Origin of the sequence: Paeniglutamicibacter sp., assembly GCF_046714615.1 — a bacterium.
Taxonomy (GTDB): domain Bacteria; phylum Actinomycetota; class Actinomycetes; order Actinomycetales; family Micrococcaceae; genus Paeniglutamicibacter.
Genome location: NZ_JBKKAP010000036.1, coordinates 14,120 through 30,962, shown reverse-complemented (window position 1 = coordinate 30,962; position 16,843 = coordinate 14,120). Strand labels below are relative to the sequence as shown.

The following is a 16,843-nucleotide window of genomic DNA, read 5'->3' as shown; positions in this document are numbered from 1 at the left end:
CCTCACACCTCGCCGCCCGCAGCGCGGAGTATATGCCCCCAGCCAGGCACCCCCACAGCCGGGGGCACGGGCGCGTATCGCATCCACGCCGGTGCCGCCAAAGGCCTTCTTGCTATTTGTCGCCAGCCCCGGTGATCGAGTACTCGTGGTTCCCTGTCTGTTCGGAAAGCGCATCGGCGTTCGCCCGTGCGGCGGCGATGTCACGGATGCGGCCGCGCGAGGCGTACCAGCCGATCATCAGGGTCGGGATGATGACGATGATGGATGCCACGGTCCAGGTGCCCACCGGGGAGTCGAAGGCCATCAGCACGATGACCGCCAGCAGGAAGGCGAGGGTCAGGTACCCGGTGTAGGGTGCCCCGATCATCCGGAAGGCGGGACGGACCGCCTCGCCGCGCTTGGACAGGCGGTAGAGCGCCAGCTGGCAGAGCACGATCATGCCCCAGGAGGCGATGATGCCCAGCGCCGCCATGTTCAGCACGATCTCGAAGGCATTGGCCGGAACAATCGCGTTGAGCACCACGCCCAGGCCGGCAACGGCGGCCGTCAACGTGATGCCGCCGTAGGGCACACCCTGCTTGTTCAGCTTGGCGGTGAAGCGCGGAGCGGATCCGGCCAGGGCCATCGAGCGCAGGATGCGACCGGTGGAGTACAGGCCGGCGTTCAGCGAGGACATCGCCGCGGTGAGCACCACCAGGTTCATGATCGAGTCCATGCCCGAAACCCCGATGGAACCGAAGAACGTCACGAACGGCGATTCGCCGGCCTTGTACGCGGTGTACGGCAGCAGCAGCGAAAGCAGCACCAGGGAACCGACGTAGAACACGGCGATGCGGATGATCACGGTGTTAATGGCCTTGGGCATGACCTTCTCGGGGTTCTGCGTTTCGCCGGCGGCGGTGCCGATCAGCTCGATCGACGCGTAGGCGAACACGACGCCCTGCATGACGACAACCACCGGCAGCAGCCCGTTGGGGAAGAATCCGCCGTTGTCGGCAATCAAGGAGAAGCCAACCTCGTGCCCGGCAACCGGGCTGCCGAAGATGACGAAGTAGACGCCCACGATGAGGAAGCCGACCAGCGCGACGACCTTGATCAGCGCGAACCAGAACTCGAGTTCGCCGAAGACCTTCACCGAGACCAGGTTCAGCCCCAACACGATCAGCAGCGCGGCAAGCGCCCACACCCACTGCGGAACCGAACCGATCCAGGGCACGTACTTGGCGAAGAAGTTCATGTACAGCGCGATCGCGGTGATGTCCACGATGGCAGTCATGGCCCAGTTCAGCCAGTACAGCCAGCCGGTCACGAACGCCGCCTTCTCGCCGAAGAATTCGCGGGCGTAGGAGACGAAGGACCCGGAGGACGGGCGGTGGACAACCAGTTCGCCCAGGGCGCGCAGGATCAGGAACGCGAAGAACCCGCAGATGGCGTAGCTGAACATCAACGCCGGTCCGGCACCTGCAAGGCGGCCGCCGGCACCCATGAAGAGCCCGGTGCCGATGGCACCGCCAATGGCGATCATCTGGATCTGGCGGGATTTCAGTCCCTTGTGCATCCCCTTGTCCTCGGCGGTCAGGGCCGAGTGGTGGGTTTCGGGTCGGTGCGTGGTGCGGGTTTCTGGGATTTCACGTGTCATGCGCAGGTGCCTCTCGGGGAGTGTCTGGGGGCTTGCTCAAGGGTGGAACGGGGGGGGAAAGCGCGGGATCTATTCGCTGAGGTTGGCCAGTCGCTCCGGGCGCAGCAGCTCGTTGAGCTGTGCCTCGGTGAGCAGCCCGTGCTCCAGGACCAGTTCGGCCACCCCGCGACCGGTGGACAGGGCCTCGATCGCGATCTTCGTTGAGGCGGCGTAGCCCAGCTGAGTGGTCAGCGCGGTGACCAGGCCGATGGAGTTCTCCACCTGGGCACGCAGCTTCTCCTCGTGGGCGGTGATGCCGATGATGCACTTGTCGGCCAGCGTGATGCACGCGGCCTCGAGGTGGCGCATCGACTTGGTCAGACTGTGCACGATGATCGGCTCGAAGGCGTTGAGCTGCAGCTGCCCGGACTCGGCGGCCATCGTGATGGTCACGTCGTTGCCGATGACCTCGTAGGCCACCTGGTTCACGACCTCCGGGATCACCGGGTTGACCTTGCCTGGCATGATCGAGGAGCCCGACTGCACGGCCGGCAGGTCGATCTCGCCCAGTCCGGCGCGTGGGCCCGAGGAGAGCAGGCGCAGGTCGTTGCAGACCTTGGACAGCTTGACCGCCACGCGCTTGAGAACGCCGGAGAGATGCACGAAGGCGCCGACGTCGGCGGTTGCCTCGATCAGGTCGAACGCCGTCTCCAGCTTCAGCCCGGAGATGGCAGCCAGGTGCGTGCAGGCCAGGGACGAGTACCCCAGCGGTGCGTTCAGCTCGGTGCCGATCGCGGTGGCACCGAGGTTGATCTCGTGGATGAGCAGGGTGGATTCGGCCAGGCGGGCGCGGTCCTCGCCGAGCGTGACGGCGTAGGCGTTGAATTCCTGGCCCAGGGTCATCGGGACCGCGTCCTGCAGCTGGGTGCGTCCCATCTTCACCACGGTGCGGAATTCAACGGCCTTGGCGGCGAAGGCGGCACCGAGGTGCTCCATGGCGGCGACCAGCGAGGTGGCGCCGAAGATGGTGGCCACGCGCACGGCGGTGGGGTACACGTCGTTGGTGGACTGGCTGAGGTTCACGTGGTCGTTCGGGTGCAGGTACTGGTACTCGCCCTTGGCGTGGCCCATCAGTTCAAGGGCCCGATTGGCGATGACCTCGTTGGCGTTCATGTTCGAGGAGGTGCCGGCGCCGCCCTGGATCACGTCGACCACGAACTGGTCGTGCAGGTTCCCGGCGATGATTTCGCGGCAGGCCGCGATGATGGCGGTGGCGCGGGATGCATCAAGCAGTCCCAGTTCCTGGTTGGCCTGGGCGGCTGCCTGCTTGACCATGGCCAGGGCCGTGACCAGGTGCGTGTTGGTGGACAGCGGCTGGCCGGTGATGGGGAAGTTTTCCACGGCGCGCAGCGTGTGCACGCCCCAATATGCCTCGGCGGGAATGTCGCGGTCGCCAATCAGGTCGTGTTCGCTGCGGACCGCGAGGGGTGCGGCAACTTGCAAGGTGGCGGTGGATTCGGACATGGCTCTCCTAGGGGTGGCGGTGAGGTGTGGGTGCATGGGGGTGGACGATTTTGGGCGCGCTCAAGCGCCGGCGGGGATGCGGTGAAGCGGGTGGACCGGTTGCTACGGGAAGGGCAGCCCGGCCAGGGTGCCGACGGGGTTTCCGCCACCGAGCACGGGGAGGTTGTTGAACGGGGCCAAGCTCCCCGGGTCCACGCCCAGGGCCAGCAGCGCGGGAACGGCGGCGGGCATCCGCGCCCGGTCGCCTCCGTCGGAGATCTTCAGCGCCACGGCGGAGCCGTCGGGCAGGGCAATGAGCTGGATTCCCTCGAATCCGTCCTTGGCCAGCACACCGGGCACCGCTTCCATCAACGCGGTGACGTCTCGCCCGAGCCCGGCAACCATCACGGGGTGGGCGCGCATGGCTGCAGCGACCTCGTGCTCTGCGGTGCCAACGGGTGCTGTGACCAGTTTCCCGAAGGCCCTGGCCATGCCGGCCAGGGAGAGAGCGAAGACCTCGGTGCCGCAGCCGTCGGTGCTCATCACGGTGAGTGGTTCGCCGGTGAGTTCGGCGACGACCTCGCGGATGAGGGTGGGCAGCGGGTGGTCGTGCTGCAGGTAGGTTTCGGTGTCCCAGCCGTTGAGCAGGCAGGTGGCGAGCATCGCAGCGTGCTTGCCCGAGCAGTTCTGGGCCAATTGGGTGGGACCGTTGCCTGCCTCGATCCATTCCAGGCGCTCGGCCACTCCGTAGGGCAGGTCGGTGGAGTTGCGCAGCGCACCGGGTTCCAGCCCGGCGTCGGCGAGGATCTTCGCGGCGAGGTCCCGGTGGTCGGCGGAGCCAGAATGGCTCGCGGAGGCCAGTGCCAGCTGCTCGGCTGACAAATGCAGGCCGGCACGCACCATGGCCACTGCCATCAACGGCTTCAGGGCCGAGCGCGGATACATCAGAGCCGCCGGCTCCCCGCGGGTGAGCACGGTCCGGCCGTCGGCGCCCAGGGCCACGAGGGAACCGTAGTGGACGCTTTCAACCAGCTCGCCGCGGGTTTGCACGGCCAGCGGTGTATGGGCCGGGAAGGTGGAAATGCTCATGCGGTTTCTGCTCCGAGGATCTTGGTCAGTGCTTCGTCCACCGCGGCCAGGTGCCCGGCCATCGCCTTGCCCGCCGCGGCGCTGTCGCGCATCTCGATGGCTGCGAGGATTTCGCGGTGTTCGGCGTGCGAGGGGTGCTGGCGGCCGGTGATGAGGTTGATGGTCTCGGACTGGTTGACCATGGCCTCGCGGATGTCGTTGACGACCCGTTCGAAGACCCCGTTGCCGCTGGCGCGGGCAATCGTGGCATGGAAGCTGGCATCGAGGGCCACCCACATCCCGGGATCGTCCTCGTCCTCCATCGCTTCGATGATGCCGCGCAGCTCCTCGAGCTGGTCGGCGGTGGCGCGGGCAGCTGCGAGTTCGGCCGCGGGAATCTCGATGTGCGGGCGCGCTTCCATGAGGCTGCGGGCCGAGAACGTGCCCAGCACCAGGTCGTTGCTGGCCTTGCCCGCGATGACGAAGGTGCCCTTGCCGGTGTGCGTTTCCGTGAGCCCGAGTGCCGCGCAGGAGCGCAAGGCCTCGCGGACGACCGATCGGCTCACCGCGAACTTGGCGGCAAGCACCGATTCGGCGCTCAGCTTGTGCCCCACGGGCAGCTCCCCGGACTCGATGGCGTCGCGGATTGCCTTGAAAACGGCCTCGGCAGCGCTCACCCGAACGATGGGCTGCGGTCCGGCCGTCCGGCTGTCTGACAGGTTCATGTGTTGAACTATGTCACGCCTCACAAATCGCTGTCAAGACGCCCCCAAGCGCCTCGGGAAGGCACGCTTGTGCAAGCTCGCTGTCCTGTCGCAAACGTTCGGGTCAGCCTTGGAATTCCTCTCCGGTATCCGCGCGCGAAGGGCTCCATTGCCACTGATTCACCCGAAAGAGAGGGACCAGCCGCCGATGGATGCCGGCGGCTGCGGATCGCACATCCCACTGCTTCGAGACGCGGGCGACATCGATTCCAGTCCGGGAGAAGCGCCAGGTAAAAGCAACCATTTGCCTGCTGACCAGCGAACATCAAATGAAGTCCGCGTCATGACGTGGACAATGGCTGACCTGTGGGGTTACGTTGAACCTCTGGATCCGCGGCCACGGGAACGGCACCCCGCAGTGCCCGTGCGCGGCCAGAACGGAAAGGCGTTCCCCGTGGTTGACCCCGCACTTCTAAGCTCCCTCGATGGCCAGTTGGAGTGGCAGCGCGAACTGTATAAACACTTCCACCGAAACCCGGAACTCGGCCTGCAGGAGCACCAGACCTCCGCCCGCATCGAGACCGAGCTCGCCGCCCTGGGCTACGCGGTCCAGCGCATCGGCGGCACCGGGGTGGTCGGCGTACTGGCCAACGGCGAGGGACCGGTGGTCCTGGCCCGCGCCGACATCGACGCACTTCCCGTCACCGAGGACACTGGGCTGGATTACTCCTCAACCATCGACGGCGTCATGCACGCCTGCGGCCACGACATGCACATTGCCACCCTGCTGGGCGCCGCGAAAGTGCTGGCCGACCACCGGGAGGCCTGGTCCGGCACCCACGTGGCCTTGTTCCAGCCCGCCGAGGAGACCGCCGCCGGAGCGAAGGCGATGGTTGCCGACGGCCTGGTGGACAAGGTGCCGCGCCCCGACGTCGCGCTTGCGCAACACGTGATGCCAGTGGAGGCCGGGCTGGTGGGAACCACCGCCGGGCCGATCCTCTCCGCCGGCGACAGCCTGAAGATCATCGTCCACGGCCGCGGGGCCCACGGTTCGATGCCGCACAACTCGGTGGACCCCGTGGTGCTGGCAGCCTCGATCGTGCTGAAGCTGCAGACGATCGTGTCGCGTGAGACGCTGCCCGGGCAGTTCGCTGTCGTCACCGTCGGTTCCTCCAACGCAGGGACCGCGGCCAACATCATTCCGGCAAAGGCCGAGCTGCGTCTGAATATCCGCACCTACGACCTCGCGCTGCGCGAGCACATCATGGCCTCCATCGAGCGAATCGTCCGCGGCGAATGCGCCGCGGCCGGATCGCCGAAGGAACCCGAGTTCGAGTACTACGACCAGTTCCCACTCACCAGCAATGACGCCGACGTGAACGAGCACGTCACCGCGGCCTTCACCGAGCACTTCCCCGACGGGCAGGTCTACCAAGCCACCCCGGCCACCGCCTCGGAGGACTTCAGCACCATCCCGGACGCGTTCGGCACCCCCTACACCTACTGGACCGTCGGCTGCGCCCCGGCCGAGGCCTACCGCAAGGCAGTGGCGAACGGGAGCGTCTCAGCAGACATCCCCGGAAACCACTCCCCCTTCTTTGCCCCCGCCATCGACCCCACGCTGGAAACCGCCACCCGCACCCAGGTCGTTGCCGCACTGGCCTACCTGGGCAGAAACCAACAGAGCAAGGAAGGCTGAGCCATGGGCACCGCAGCACAAACACCAGCCACCACCACCTGGAAGCCGAACGACAAGTGGCTGCTGGGAATCGTCCTGGCCGTCATCAACTTCTGGCTTTTTGCCCAGACCCTGCTCAACGTCATCCCCGGAATCCGGGACCAGCTCGGCGTCGAGGAGACCCTGGCGAACCTGGCGGTGTCAATTACCTCCCTGTTCTCCGGCATCTTCATCGTCGTGGCCGGCGGACTGGCCGACAGACTCGGCCGCGTCAAGCTCCTCTACGCCGGCATCTGGCTGAGCATCGCCGGCTCGCTGCTGATCGCCCTGACCCCGGACAACTTGGGCGGGGTCACCAGCACCATGCTGCTGGGCGGACGGGTGGTCCAGGGCCTGTCGGCTGCCTGCATCATGCCCTCCTCGATGGCGCTGGTGAAGACGTTCTACGAGGGCAAGGCACGCCAGCGCGCCCTATCCTTCTGGTCGATCGGTTCCTGGGGCGGCTCGGGCTTCTGCTCGCTCTTCGGCGGGTTGATGGCCGCCACCGCGCTGGGCTGGCGCTCGATCTTTTGGATCTCCGTGGTCCTCTCGATCGTGGCACTGTGGCTGCTGCGTGGCACCCCCGAGTCGAAGGCCGAGCGCGACCCGGCCGCCAAGGAACAGGGCTTTGACTGGGGCGGGCTGGCGGCGTTCATCGTGCTCCTGGTGTCCATCAACATCTATATCTCCCAGGGCCCGGTGCTTGGCTGGCTGAGCTTCGGCGGGCTCGGACTGATCGCCCTGGCTGCGGTCTCCGGGCTCATTTTCCTGTACATCGAGACGCACCGGGCCGGCGCGTTCGTGAACCTGAAACTGTTCTCCAACGGCACCTTCACCGGCGCCACGCTCTCCAATTTCCTGCTCAACGGCGCCGCAGGCACCCTGATCGTTTCCCTGGGCCTGGTGCAGATCGCGGCAGGGCTGAGTTCGCTGCAATCGGGACTGCTCACCCTTGGCTACCTCGTGGCGATCCTGGCCACGATCCGGGTGGGCGAGAAGCTGTTGCAGCGCTTCGGCCCGAAGAAGCCGATGCTGTGGGGCTCAATGATCACCGGCGTCGGCATCCTCATGTGCTCGATGACGTTCCTGTACATCGACCAGTACCTCGTTCTCAGCGTCATCGGCTTCACCCTCTTCGGGGTGGGGCTGGGCTTCTACGCCACCCCGTCGACCGACGCAGCACTCTCCAACGTCCCGGACGCCCAGGTCGGGGCCGCGTCCGGCATCTACAAGATGGCCTCCTCGCTGGGCAACGCGATCGGCGTCGCCATCTCGGCCGCCCTCTACGTCGCCGGCCAGGCGGTCAACCCGGAACTCATCCAGTCCTGGGGCCTGTTCATTGGCCGCCAGGACAACGTGGCGTTGCGCTTCGGCGGAGCCATCGGCCTGCTGTTCAACGTGCTGATGGTGGTTATCGCGATCGCCGCGATCATCGTCACGGTCCCGGCCGAACCCAAGGACCGGGTGCCGGAACCCGAACCCAAGGCGCCGCTCGACGTCGCTCCCCCGGCGTTCGGCAACTAACCGCGACCCCGCGGTTGGCGGCTGCAAGGGGCTGGGACATTGCATTGTTCCGGCCCCTTTGCGTGTCCCCTTGGCCTCCGGGCGCCCGGAGAAGATAGCTCCACATCACAGGGAAACTAGTTGCTCTTTAGCAACCAATTCTATATAGTTGATATCAATCAACCATCTTCCCCCTGTTTTTTGGAGCCCTCTTTTGTCCCAGACAACCACCCCCACGAAGGCGGAACCGGAGAAGTCCGAATCGGGCATGACCCACCGCCAGGTGATGCAATCACTGACCGGCCTGCTCATGGGCATGTTCGTCTCGATCCTCGCCGGCACCGTCGTCTCCACCTCGCTTCCCGTCATCGTCTCCGACCTGGCCGGCGACCAGACCTCCTACACCTGGGTGGTCACCGCGACCCTGCTGGCCACCACCATCTCCACCCCTATCTGGGGCAAGCTCGCCGACCTAGCCAACCGCAAGCTGCTGTTGCAGCTCTCGCTGCTGGTCTTCGTGATCGCCTCGGCCATCGCCGGGTTCTCGCAGGACACCAACATGCTCATCACCATGCGCGTCTTCCAGGGCCTGGGTGCCGGCGGACTCACCGCCCTGACCCAGATCGTCATGGCCGACATCATCTCCCCGCGCGAACGCGGCAAGTACATGGGCCTCTTCGGCGCCGTCATGGCCCTGGGCACCGTGGGCGGGCCGCTGATCGGTGGCTTCATCACCGACGCGATCAACTGGCGCTGGAATTTCTTCATCGCCCTGCCCTTCGCTGCAATCGCGATCTTCCTGATCCAGAAGACGCTTCACCTTCCGGTCCAGGCCAAGCGCAAGGTCTCCATCGACTATGCGGGCATCGTGCTGCTCTCGGCAGGCGTCTCGCTGCTGCTGATCTGGGTTTCGCTGGCCGGCAAGGACTTCGACTGGGCCTCGGTTACCACCGCGTGGATGGTCGGCGGCGCCGTTGCCGCCCTGGCCGCCTTCGTGATCGTGGAGTTCAAGGCTTCCGAGCCGATCATCCCGCTGACCATGTTCAGGAACCGCACCTTCACCCTCTCGGTCATCGCCTCGATTTCCGTCGGCGTATCAATGTTCGGCACCTCGGTCTTCCTGGCCCAGTACATGCAGCTGGCCCGCGGCGCCAACGCCACCCAGTCCGGGCTGATGACCATCCCGATGATGGCCGGCCTGCTCATCATCTCCACGGTCGCCGGCGCGATGATCTCCAAGCACGGCAAGTGGAAGGCCATCATGGTCATCGGCTCGGTGCTGCAGCTGGCAGGGCTCTACCTGCTGGGCACCATCCACTACGACACCAACTTCGTGCTGGTTTCCGTGTACATGTTCCTCCTCGGCGCGGGCCTGGGCATGGTCATGCAGAACCTCGTGCTGATCGTACAGAACGCCGTCACCCCGGCCGAGATCGGCGTGGCCTCCTCCGGCATCGCGTTCTTCCGCTCGCTGGGCGGCACCATCGGCGTCTCGGTCCTCGGGGCCCTGATGGCCACCAAGGTCGCAGACCTGATGGGCGCCAAGAGCGCCGAACTGGGCGCCGCGATTGCCGCCCTGGGCGAGAAGGGCAAGGACTTGGCCGCGTCGCTGGCCTCCGGGAACATCCCGGCTGTTCATTCCCTGCCCGAGTCTGTCCGCACCATCATCGAGTCCTCCTACGGCGACGCCGTGGCCTACGTCTTCATGGTGGCTGCCCCGTTGAGCATCCTGACCATCCTCGCGGTGGCCTTCATGCCCAATCTGGAGCTGGGCAGCCAGACCCGCCACCAGCGCGAGGAAGCCGAGGCCGCCGAGCGGAACCTGGCCGAGGTCAGCGAGGCCGCCATCGCGGCGACCCCTCGCCTTGATGGCGAGACAACTTCGGCGCGCCGCTGACATGGACGCCGTGGCCGATCCCTTCGCCATCGCGGAACCCGCCAGGGCCTATGACGTCGTCATGGCGCAGCTGATCGACGAGGTCGAGAAGCAGTTCGCGACCATGTTTGTCAACGCCCGCAACAGCATCCGGGCCCGGGCCGCGGCCATCGACCCGGAGCTTCCCCCGATGGGGTTCAAGGTGCTCACGATCCTCTCCCGTTCCGGCCCCCGGCAACAGGGGTGCCTGGCCGAGGAGATGGAGGTGGACAAGGCCATGATGAGCCGGACGATCAAGCAGCTCGATCATCTGGGCCTGGTAGAGCGGAGCATGGATCCCAGCGACGGGCGGGCCCAGCTGGTCTCCATGACCAACGAGGCGCGGGCACGCTTCGACGCGAACCTGGCCAACGCCCGCCGGGTGCTTCATGACCGGCTCGCGGAATGGGAACCCGGAGAGGTCCGCCGCTTCACCGACCTGTTGGCCAAGCTGAACGAATCCACCATCTAATACGAGCTGGCTGCCCGAGTGGTCCCGTCCGCCTGCGCATCGCGCGTAAAGGTGGGCGGGACCGCTGGCATTTCCGGTAGCGTGTCAGGCAGCACCACCGGTCCCTGCATGGGATCCCGAGCCAAGGACTGCTTACATGGGAATGCTCTTCAGCCATGACACCCTGCCCCAACGGGTGCTCTTCGGCACCGGAAAGGCCGCCGAGCATCTGGGCGCCGAGGTGGACAGATTCGGAGCCTCCCGGGTGATGGTGATCGCCGGCCGCCGCGATTCCGACACCGTCGCCGGGTTGACCGCACGGCTCCCGGTGGCCCTGCACTATTCCGACATCGTCCAGCACGTGCCGATCGAGAGCGCCGAAAAGGCCCGTGCTGCCGCACGGGAGAACGACATCGATCTGCTGGTGTGCCTCGGCGGCGGGTCCGCGGTCGGCCTGGCCAAGGCCATCGCCCTGGACACCGCACTGCCCATCATCGCCATCCCCACCACCTATGCAGGCTCCGAAGCCACCAACGTCTGGGGCCAGACCGAAGCGGGCCGCAAATCCACCGGTGTCGACGCCCGGGTGCTGCCAGCCACCGTCATCTACGATGCGGCCCTCAGCCTCTCACTGCCCGTGGGGCTTTCGGTGGCCTCCGGTCTGAACGCCATGGCCCACTGCATCGATTCGCTGTGGGGGCCGCGTGCCGACCCGATCAATGCGGCGCTTGCCGGCGAGGGCATCCGCGCCCTCGCCGACGGGCTGCCGGCCATCGTCGCGGACCCCGAGGGCGTGCACGGCCGTGAACAGGCCCTGTACGGCGCCTACCTGTCGGCCGTCGCCTTCGCCTCGGCGGGATCCGGCATGCACCACAAGATCTGCCACGTGCTGGGCGGGACCTACAACATGCCCCACGCCCAGACCCATGCCACCGTGCTGCCCTACGTGCTGGCGTTCAATGCGCCGGCCGCACCCGGGGCCGAGTCGCGTATTGCCGCGGCCTTCGGCAGTTCCACGGCGCTTGAGGGGCTCAACGCGCTGCGGAAGCGGCTGGACGCACCGCGGGCGCTGAAGGACTACGGATTCGACGCGGCTGACATCCCCGAAGCGGTTTCACTCATTCTTCCGGTGGTCCCGGCCAACAACCCGCGGACCGTCACCGCGGAAAACCTGGCCGCGCTGCTGGCCGCAGCCCACCGGGGTGCCCCAACGTCGGCCGTGTCAGTCGGGTTTCCACCTCCGGAGTCATGACGCCGGCGGAGGCCTGCTGAACGCCGCGGCCGAGCCGTGCGCCTCCAGGCCGTCGAACTCCCGGCGTAGCCAGTCATGGCGTCCGATACCACGCCGGCGCGAGATAGTGGCGCACGCCACGCGCTTCTCACTCCAGACCCCATTTTCAACTTCCCTCACAACCCGGGATAGCCTGAACACAATCAGGGTGTGTCACGGCTCACCCTCCGATCGATTGTGAGGCGATTTCATGACCCCGAATGCATATTCGCTGCCCCAAACGTTGCCTGTCGGCGCGGGCTATGATCCGGACGTTGAAGCGCGGAACGCCGAACTGCTTGAAGCGGTCGATCGGGAATACTCGGGTTCCGCAACCCCGGGCTTGGGCGCCCGCCTCACGGCCGTCGAGATCGAATCGTTGCTGCTGGCGCGCGGAGATTCCCTGGAAGCCATGTTGCTGCTCGCTTCACGGATGCGCGACGACGGACTGGATCGCGCGGGCCGGCCCAAGACCCTCACCTTCTCGAAAAAGGTGTTTCTGCCCATCACCAACCTCTGCCGAGACAGGTGCCACTACTGCACCTTTGTGCAGTCTCCCGGCCAGCTCAAGAAGCAGGCAAAGCCGCTGTACATGTCGGCGGACCAGATCGTGGCCATTGCAGCACAAGGAGCTGCGATGGGCTGCAAGGAGGCGCTGTTCACGTTGGGCGACCGCCCCGAAGATCGTTGGCCCGAAGCACGTGAATGGCTCAATTCCCGCGGATACGAATCAACCCTGCACTACGTCCGGGACATGGCCGAACTCGTCCGGCAGGAAACGGGGCTGCTTCCACATCTGAACCCCGGCGTCATGACGGCAGCCGAGCTGGCATGGTTGCGGCCCGTGGCTCCTTCGATGGGCATGATGCTGGAAACCACATCCAATGACCTGTGGGCGGTCAAGGGCAGGGCGCACTATGGATCTCCCGACAAGGAACCCAGCGTCAGGTTGCAGGTCCTCGAAGATGCCGGGGTCGCCAAGGTCCCGCTGACTACCGGGATCCTCGTGGGCATCGGGGAAACCGATCGCGACCGGGCAGAATCGCTGCTGGCCATTCGTGATTCCCACGTCAAGCACGGCCATATCCAAGAAGTCATTGTCCAGAATTTTCGGGCCAAGCCGGCCACAGCCATGCACGGTGCACCGGACCTGGGTTTCGTCGAATACCTCGCTGCAGTGGCCACCGCCCGCCTCGTGCTGGGAATCGACGTACGCATCCAGGTTCCACCAAACCTGGCCGACGACGCTTCCCACGCACTCCTGGTCCGGGCAGGAATCGATGATTGGGGCGGCATTAGCCCGCTGACCGCGGACCATGTGAACCCCGAACGCCCTTGGCCGTCGATTGCAAACCTTGCAGAAAAAACCGCGGCTGCCGGATATGCGCTGCGTGAGCGGTTGACGGTGTACCCCAATTACATTCACGAAGCCTCCACCTGGATCGATCCGCGCCTCCTGGGGTCGATCACGCCGCTCGTGGACACCCAGAACGGCCTGGCCACCGAAAAGCGCCGCCCCACGGCGCAGAACTCCGGCCCGGAGGCAGACCAGGGTCCGAGCGCTCCAGACGTCCGAAAATCTGCCGGCCGCACGATGCTGGGCATCCCCGCGACACCGGGCACAAGCATGCATGCGGCGCTGCGTCGGGGCGATCTGGCCCCTGCGGCGCTCAGCGAGGATGACTATGCACTGCTGATGACCGCGCAAGGGGATGACCTCGACAGATTGGCGGCATTGGCAGACAACCTCCGCAGGTACACGGTCGGGGAGAGCATCAGCGTTGTTGTCAACAGAAACCTATCGTCGGCCCTTCTGTCCGCGACCCCACGCCCCGGGAACATCACCCTAGGCGACGTCCAGGATGTCGTCCGTGACGCGGTGAGCCTAGGAGCAACAGAGCTCTGCCTTCAGGGCACCGTCCCCGCAGACCAGCCCGCAGCGCTGTATCTCGATGCGATACGGTCGATCCGGGAGGCGGCGCCAGAGCTGCACATCCACGCCTACCGACCCGCCGACATCGTGGACGGGGCGCGCCGACTTGATCTTGCGGTCGAGGACTACCTGCTTCGGCTGAAGGATTCCGGCGTGGATACCGTGCCGGGCACGGGCGTGAAGCTGCTGGACGAAGAGCATCGCTCGCGGGTCGCACCCGAGGATCTATACACCCCCGAGTGGGTATCAACGATATCGGCGGCCCATCGCACCGGATTCAAGTCAACCTCAGTCATGGTGTACGGGTTGGGTGAAACCGCCAGCCAGCGCGTCGCCCACCTCAAGGCCCTGGTCGCAATCCAGGAACAGACCGGCGGGTTCAACGAGCTGGTCCTCATGGAGGCCCAGGGGTCGGAGCAGTCCCTCGTTGCCGGGCGCTCCCGCCTGGATGAACACCGGGCGGTGTTTGCCGTATCCAGGCTCATCATCCACGGCTCCATCAAGCATCTGCAGGTTCCCTGGACCCGGCTGGATTCCAATGCCGTCGTGGAAATGCTGCGCTGCGGGGCCAACGACCTGGGCGGAACACTGCTCGATGGCCGCGCCGTGCCTTGGGCCGGAGCCGAACACGGGCGGGAACTGACGGGTGACACCATCCGCGAGATAGAACGTCGGTTACTCCGGCCCGTCCGCCAGCGCACCACAAGCTATGGAACGGTTGACGGCTCCGGGTCCACCGTCAGGCGGCGGTGATCGTCGTGGACGGCCCCGTCGTCACCGTGGGATTCGGGGAAGATTACTTCTCCACAACGCCCCCCGTGATTGCCTCGATGCTGGCGCGGACGCACGAGACCATCCACGTAGATCTCACCGCGTCGTCCCCGGACCTGGAGGAAATGGTCGGCCGCATCCACGAAGCCGTCCGTTCCCTGGCAACAAGGGGGATCCGTCCGGCGATTCTCGGTTACGGACTGGGCAGTTGCGCTGCGCTCATGTTCGTTGCCCGGAACCCGGAGGCAAGTCGCTGCTTGGCACTGGTCGCCGGGTGGATCAGGCCCCCCGCGAAAATGCTTGAACTGGCATCTCTCTGGCACATGACTGAACAGGCGGGATCCGGGGGTGCAGGGTGGGGCGTCCGAAGCGTGGAACTGGTCATGAAGCACGCTGAAAACTGGGACGCGCCGAGCCAAACCGCGAACATCCCCCTGCTTGCCTCCGTGCTCGGTCGATGCGGCACCGTGAACCTGACCGGCCTTCTGGACCACGTCGAAATCCCCACGCTCGTTGTGGGGTGCACCCGAGATGAGTTTGCCACCCTGGCGCAAAGCCGATTGTTGTTCGGTGGCATTGAGAACGCCCGGTACGTCGAAATCGATGCGGGCCACGCCGTACTGGGTGAAAGGCCGTTTGAATTGCTGAATCACCTGGAACGATTCATGGGCTTTCCAGCGGAGTTCCCTCCCGGGAGCGTCCTTGCCCCGGAGCCGGCATGAGCGCGGCACCCGTCGAGCCTCCGCAGGCCTTGGCCATTGTTGGAGCGGGATTTGCCGGGATCGGCTTGGGCATTCAGCTCAGACGAGCCGGGTATCGGGATTTCACGATCTTCGAACGTCGGGACCAGGTCGGCGGGACCTGGCGCGACAATGTATATCCCGGCGTCGCCTGCGATGTACCCTCCCACCTGTATTCCTATTCTTTTCGCCCCAACCCGTCGTGGAGCAGGTTCTTTGCCCAAGGTGCGGAGATCCAGCAGTACCTGCAGGACGCGGTCCGGGCCGAGGGCCTCGGGGAACATCTCAAGCTTGGTGTCGACATCGAGTCGATGCATTGGAACGAGGCCGACCGGCTATGGGAGATCACGTCGGGGAACCGCGTCCACCGGGCCCTGCTCCTGGTCGTGGCCTGCGGAAGGCTGAGTGAACCGCGGTTCCCGGAGGTGCCCGGCATGCAGCAATTCCAGGGACCTTCCTTCCACTCCGCCGCGTGGGAGAGTTCCTTCGACCCCCGGGGACGCAGCATCACGGTCGTCGGCTCCGGCGCATCCTCTGTACAGCTGGTCCCTCACCTGGCCCAAACGGCCAAACACGTGACGGTGCTTCAGCGCACCGCGCCCTACATTGTTCCCCGCAACGACCACGGCTATGGCACTGCCGAACGGCGAATGTTCAACCGCATTCCGGAGGCCATGGATGCCCTGCGGGCGCGCCTGTTCTGGAAACAAGAAGAGGGCTTTGCGGCGCGGGCGTTGATTCCCGAACAACTCGAGGCGGCTCGCGTCAGGGCCTTGGGGCATTTGTCGACCCAAGTGCACGATGCAGGCCTCCTAGCCCAGTTGACGCCCGAGTACGAATTAGGCTGCAAGCGGGTCCTGCTGTCAGACACCTACTACCCTGCCTTGCAGCAGCCAAACGTCACCTTGGTGTCCTCGGCGCTCGAACGCGTCGAGGCGCATGCGCTGGTGGCGGCGGACGGCAAGCGCGTCGAAACGGACGCGATTATCTATGCGACAGGCTTCCAATCCACCCACCAGCCGTATGCGGATCGCGTGCGGGGAGTCGGCGGCATGCTCTTGTCCGAGCGGTGGTCCGAGGGAATGCAGGCCTTTGCCTCCACCGTGGTCCCGGGATTTCCGAACATGTTCGTGATCAACGGGCCCAACGCCAGCCTCGGACACAATTCTGCCGTGGTCATGATCGAGACGCAGATCAAATACATCCTGGGCGGCGTGGACTACTGGTCCCACACCGGTCGCCGCCCCTTGGACGTCCTGGAGGAACACGCGGAAACATACGATTCACAGATCCAAGCCTTGAGCGAAAACACCGTCTGGATTCGCGGCGGCTGCGACAGTTGGTACCTGGATGAGAAGACCCGGCGCCTCAGCTTGATCTGGCCCGGTCCGGCCGCCGACTTCCGCAGGCGCAACGGAAGCTTCAACCCGGCCGTCTATGCCCAGCTCGGGAGGGACATCGAACCAGCGCCGGGACCCATGGGCCCCGACACCAAAGCGGACGAGGGTTCGTCAGTGACAGCGCAGCCGTGACAACAACGATTCGCAACGAGGATGGATGAGGTGCACATGCCTGCAAAGGAATCCTCCGCAGAAGTGAGCCAACACGCCAGAAACATCGCCCTTGAAACTGCGTGGATGGGAGAGCCTT

The 16,843-nt window shown here is 65.6% G+C and carries 12 protein-coding genes; 8 read left to right on the top strand and 4 right to left on the bottom strand.

What is annotated here, in order from left to right; all coding sequences use genetic code 11:
- Nucleotides 1–112 precede the first annotated feature (112 nt).
- The 4 genes from ACLQ7E_RS04350 to ACLQ7E_RS04335 form a co-directional block, all read right to left on the bottom strand.
- Nucleotides 113–1,639, bottom strand: a complete 1,527-nt coding sequence (locus ACLQ7E_RS04350) for an amino acid permease (protein WP_411731329.1) — start codon at nt 1,637–1,639, stop codon at nt 113–115.
- 69 nt (nt 1,640–1,708) lie between these two features.
- Complete coding sequence (locus ACLQ7E_RS04345) at nt 1,709–3,142, bottom strand: aspartate ammonia-lyase (RefSeq protein WP_411731328.1); 1,434 nt, start codon at nt 3,140–3,142, stop codon at nt 1,709–1,711.
- A 102-nt stretch (nt 3,143–3,244) separates the two neighbouring features.
- A complete protein-coding gene (locus ACLQ7E_RS04340; RefSeq protein ID WP_411731327.1) occupies nt 3,245–4,210 on the bottom strand; it encodes an asparaginase in 966 nt (321 codons plus the stop codon).
- Nucleotides 4,207–4,914 carry a FadR/GntR family transcriptional regulator gene (locus ACLQ7E_RS04335; RefSeq protein WP_411731326.1) on the bottom strand — a complete coding sequence of 236 codons (708 nt, stop codon included), beginning with the start codon at nt 4,912–4,914 and terminating at the stop codon, nt 4,207–4,209. The genes ACLQ7E_RS04340 and ACLQ7E_RS04335 overlap by 4 nt, the downstream gene beginning before the upstream one ends.
- Before the next feature lie 322 nt (nt 4,915–5,236).
- Between ACLQ7E_RS04335 and ACLQ7E_RS04330 the strand changes: the two genes are divergently transcribed.
- From ACLQ7E_RS04330 to ACLQ7E_RS04295, 8 genes are all read left to right on the top strand, one after another.
- Complete coding sequence (locus ACLQ7E_RS04330) at nt 5,237–6,592, top strand: amidohydrolase (protein WP_411731325.1); 1,356 nt, start codon at nt 5,237–5,239, stop codon at nt 6,590–6,592.
- A 3-nt stretch (nt 6,593–6,595) separates the two neighbouring features.
- The gene (locus tag ACLQ7E_RS04325; RefSeq protein WP_411731324.1) at nt 6,596–8,134 is read left to right on the top strand and encodes an MFS transporter; all 1,539 of its coding nucleotides are present in this window, start codon (nt 6,596–6,598) and stop codon (nt 8,132–8,134) included.
- Nucleotides 8,135–8,381: 247 nt separating this feature from the next.
- Nucleotides 8,382–10,010, top strand: coding sequence for an MDR family MFS transporter (locus ACLQ7E_RS04320; RefSeq protein ID WP_411731331.1), 1,629 nt, complete (start codon nt 8,382–8,384; stop codon nt 10,008–10,010).
- Nucleotides 9,982–10,500, top strand: a complete 519-nt coding sequence (locus ACLQ7E_RS04315; protein WP_411731323.1) for a MarR family winged helix-turn-helix transcriptional regulator — start codon at nt 9,982–9,984, stop codon at nt 10,498–10,500. The genes ACLQ7E_RS04320 and ACLQ7E_RS04315 overlap by 29 nt, the downstream gene beginning before the upstream one ends.
- A 136-nt stretch (nt 10,501–10,636) precedes the next feature.
- Nucleotides 10,637–11,731 carry a maleylacetate reductase gene (locus ACLQ7E_RS04310; protein WP_411731322.1) on the top strand — a complete coding sequence of 365 codons (1,095 nt, stop codon included), beginning with the start codon at nt 10,637–10,639 and terminating at the stop codon, nt 11,729–11,731.
- A 229-nt stretch (nt 11,732–11,960) separates the two neighbouring features.
- Nucleotides 11,961–14,435: a 7,8-didemethyl-8-hydroxy-5-deazariboflavin synthase CofG gene (cofG, locus tag ACLQ7E_RS04305; protein WP_411731321.1), complete on the top strand. Its 2,475-nt coding sequence runs from the start codon at nt 11,961–11,963 to the stop codon at nt 14,433–14,435.
- The gene (locus ACLQ7E_RS04300) at nt 14,432–15,175 is read left to right on the top strand and encodes an alpha/beta fold hydrolase (RefSeq protein ID WP_411731320.1); all 744 of its coding nucleotides are present in this window, start codon (nt 14,432–14,434) and stop codon (nt 15,173–15,175) included. Before cofG ends, ACLQ7E_RS04300 begins: the two co-directional genes overlap by 4 nt.
- Complete coding sequence (locus tag ACLQ7E_RS04295) at nt 15,172–16,725, top strand: flavin-containing monooxygenase (RefSeq protein WP_411731319.1); 1,554 nt, start codon at nt 15,172–15,174, stop codon at nt 16,723–16,725. The genes ACLQ7E_RS04300 and ACLQ7E_RS04295 overlap by 4 nt, the downstream gene beginning before the upstream one ends.
- Nucleotides 16,726–16,843: the final 118 nt, after the last annotated feature.

Excerpts from the sequence above, each read along its gene's own strand:
- ACLQ7E_RS04350 (WP_411731329.1), bottom strand. The coding sequence starts at position 1,639 with ATGACACGTGAAATCCCAGAAACCCGCACCACGCACCGACCCGAAACC.
- ACLQ7E_RS04345 (WP_411731328.1), bottom strand. The coding sequence starts at position 3,142 with ATGTCCGAATCCACCGCCACCTTGCAAGTTGCCGCACCCCTCGCGGTC.
- ACLQ7E_RS04340 (WP_411731327.1), bottom strand. The coding sequence starts at position 4,210 with ATGAGCATTTCCACCTTCCCGGCCCATACACCGCTGGCCGTGCAAACC.
- ACLQ7E_RS04335 (WP_411731326.1), bottom strand. The coding sequence starts at position 4,914 with ATGAACCTGTCAGACAGCCGGACGGCCGGACCGCAGCCCATCGTTCGG.
- ACLQ7E_RS04330 (WP_411731325.1), top strand. The coding sequence starts at position 5,237 with ATGACGTGGACAATGGCTGACCTGTGGGGTTACGTTGAACCTCTGGAT.
- ACLQ7E_RS04325 (WP_411731324.1), top strand. The coding sequence starts at position 6,596 with ATGGGCACCGCAGCACAAACACCAGCCACCACCACCTGGAAGCCGAAC.
- ACLQ7E_RS04320 (WP_411731331.1), top strand. The coding sequence starts at position 8,382 with ATGACCCACCGCCAGGTGATGCAATCACTGACCGGCCTGCTCATGGGC.
- ACLQ7E_RS04315 (WP_411731323.1), top strand. The coding sequence starts at position 9,982 with ATGGCGAGACAACTTCGGCGCGCCGCTGACATGGACGCCGTGGCCGAT.
- ACLQ7E_RS04310 (WP_411731322.1), top strand. The coding sequence starts at position 10,637 with ATGGGAATGCTCTTCAGCCATGACACCCTGCCCCAACGGGTGCTCTTC.
- cofG (WP_411731321.1), top strand. The coding sequence starts at position 11,961 with ATGACCCCGAATGCATATTCGCTGCCCCAAACGTTGCCTGTCGGCGCG.
- ACLQ7E_RS04295 (WP_411731319.1), top strand. The coding sequence starts at position 15,172 with ATGAGCGCGGCACCCGTCGAGCCTCCGCAGGCCTTGGCCATTGTTGGA.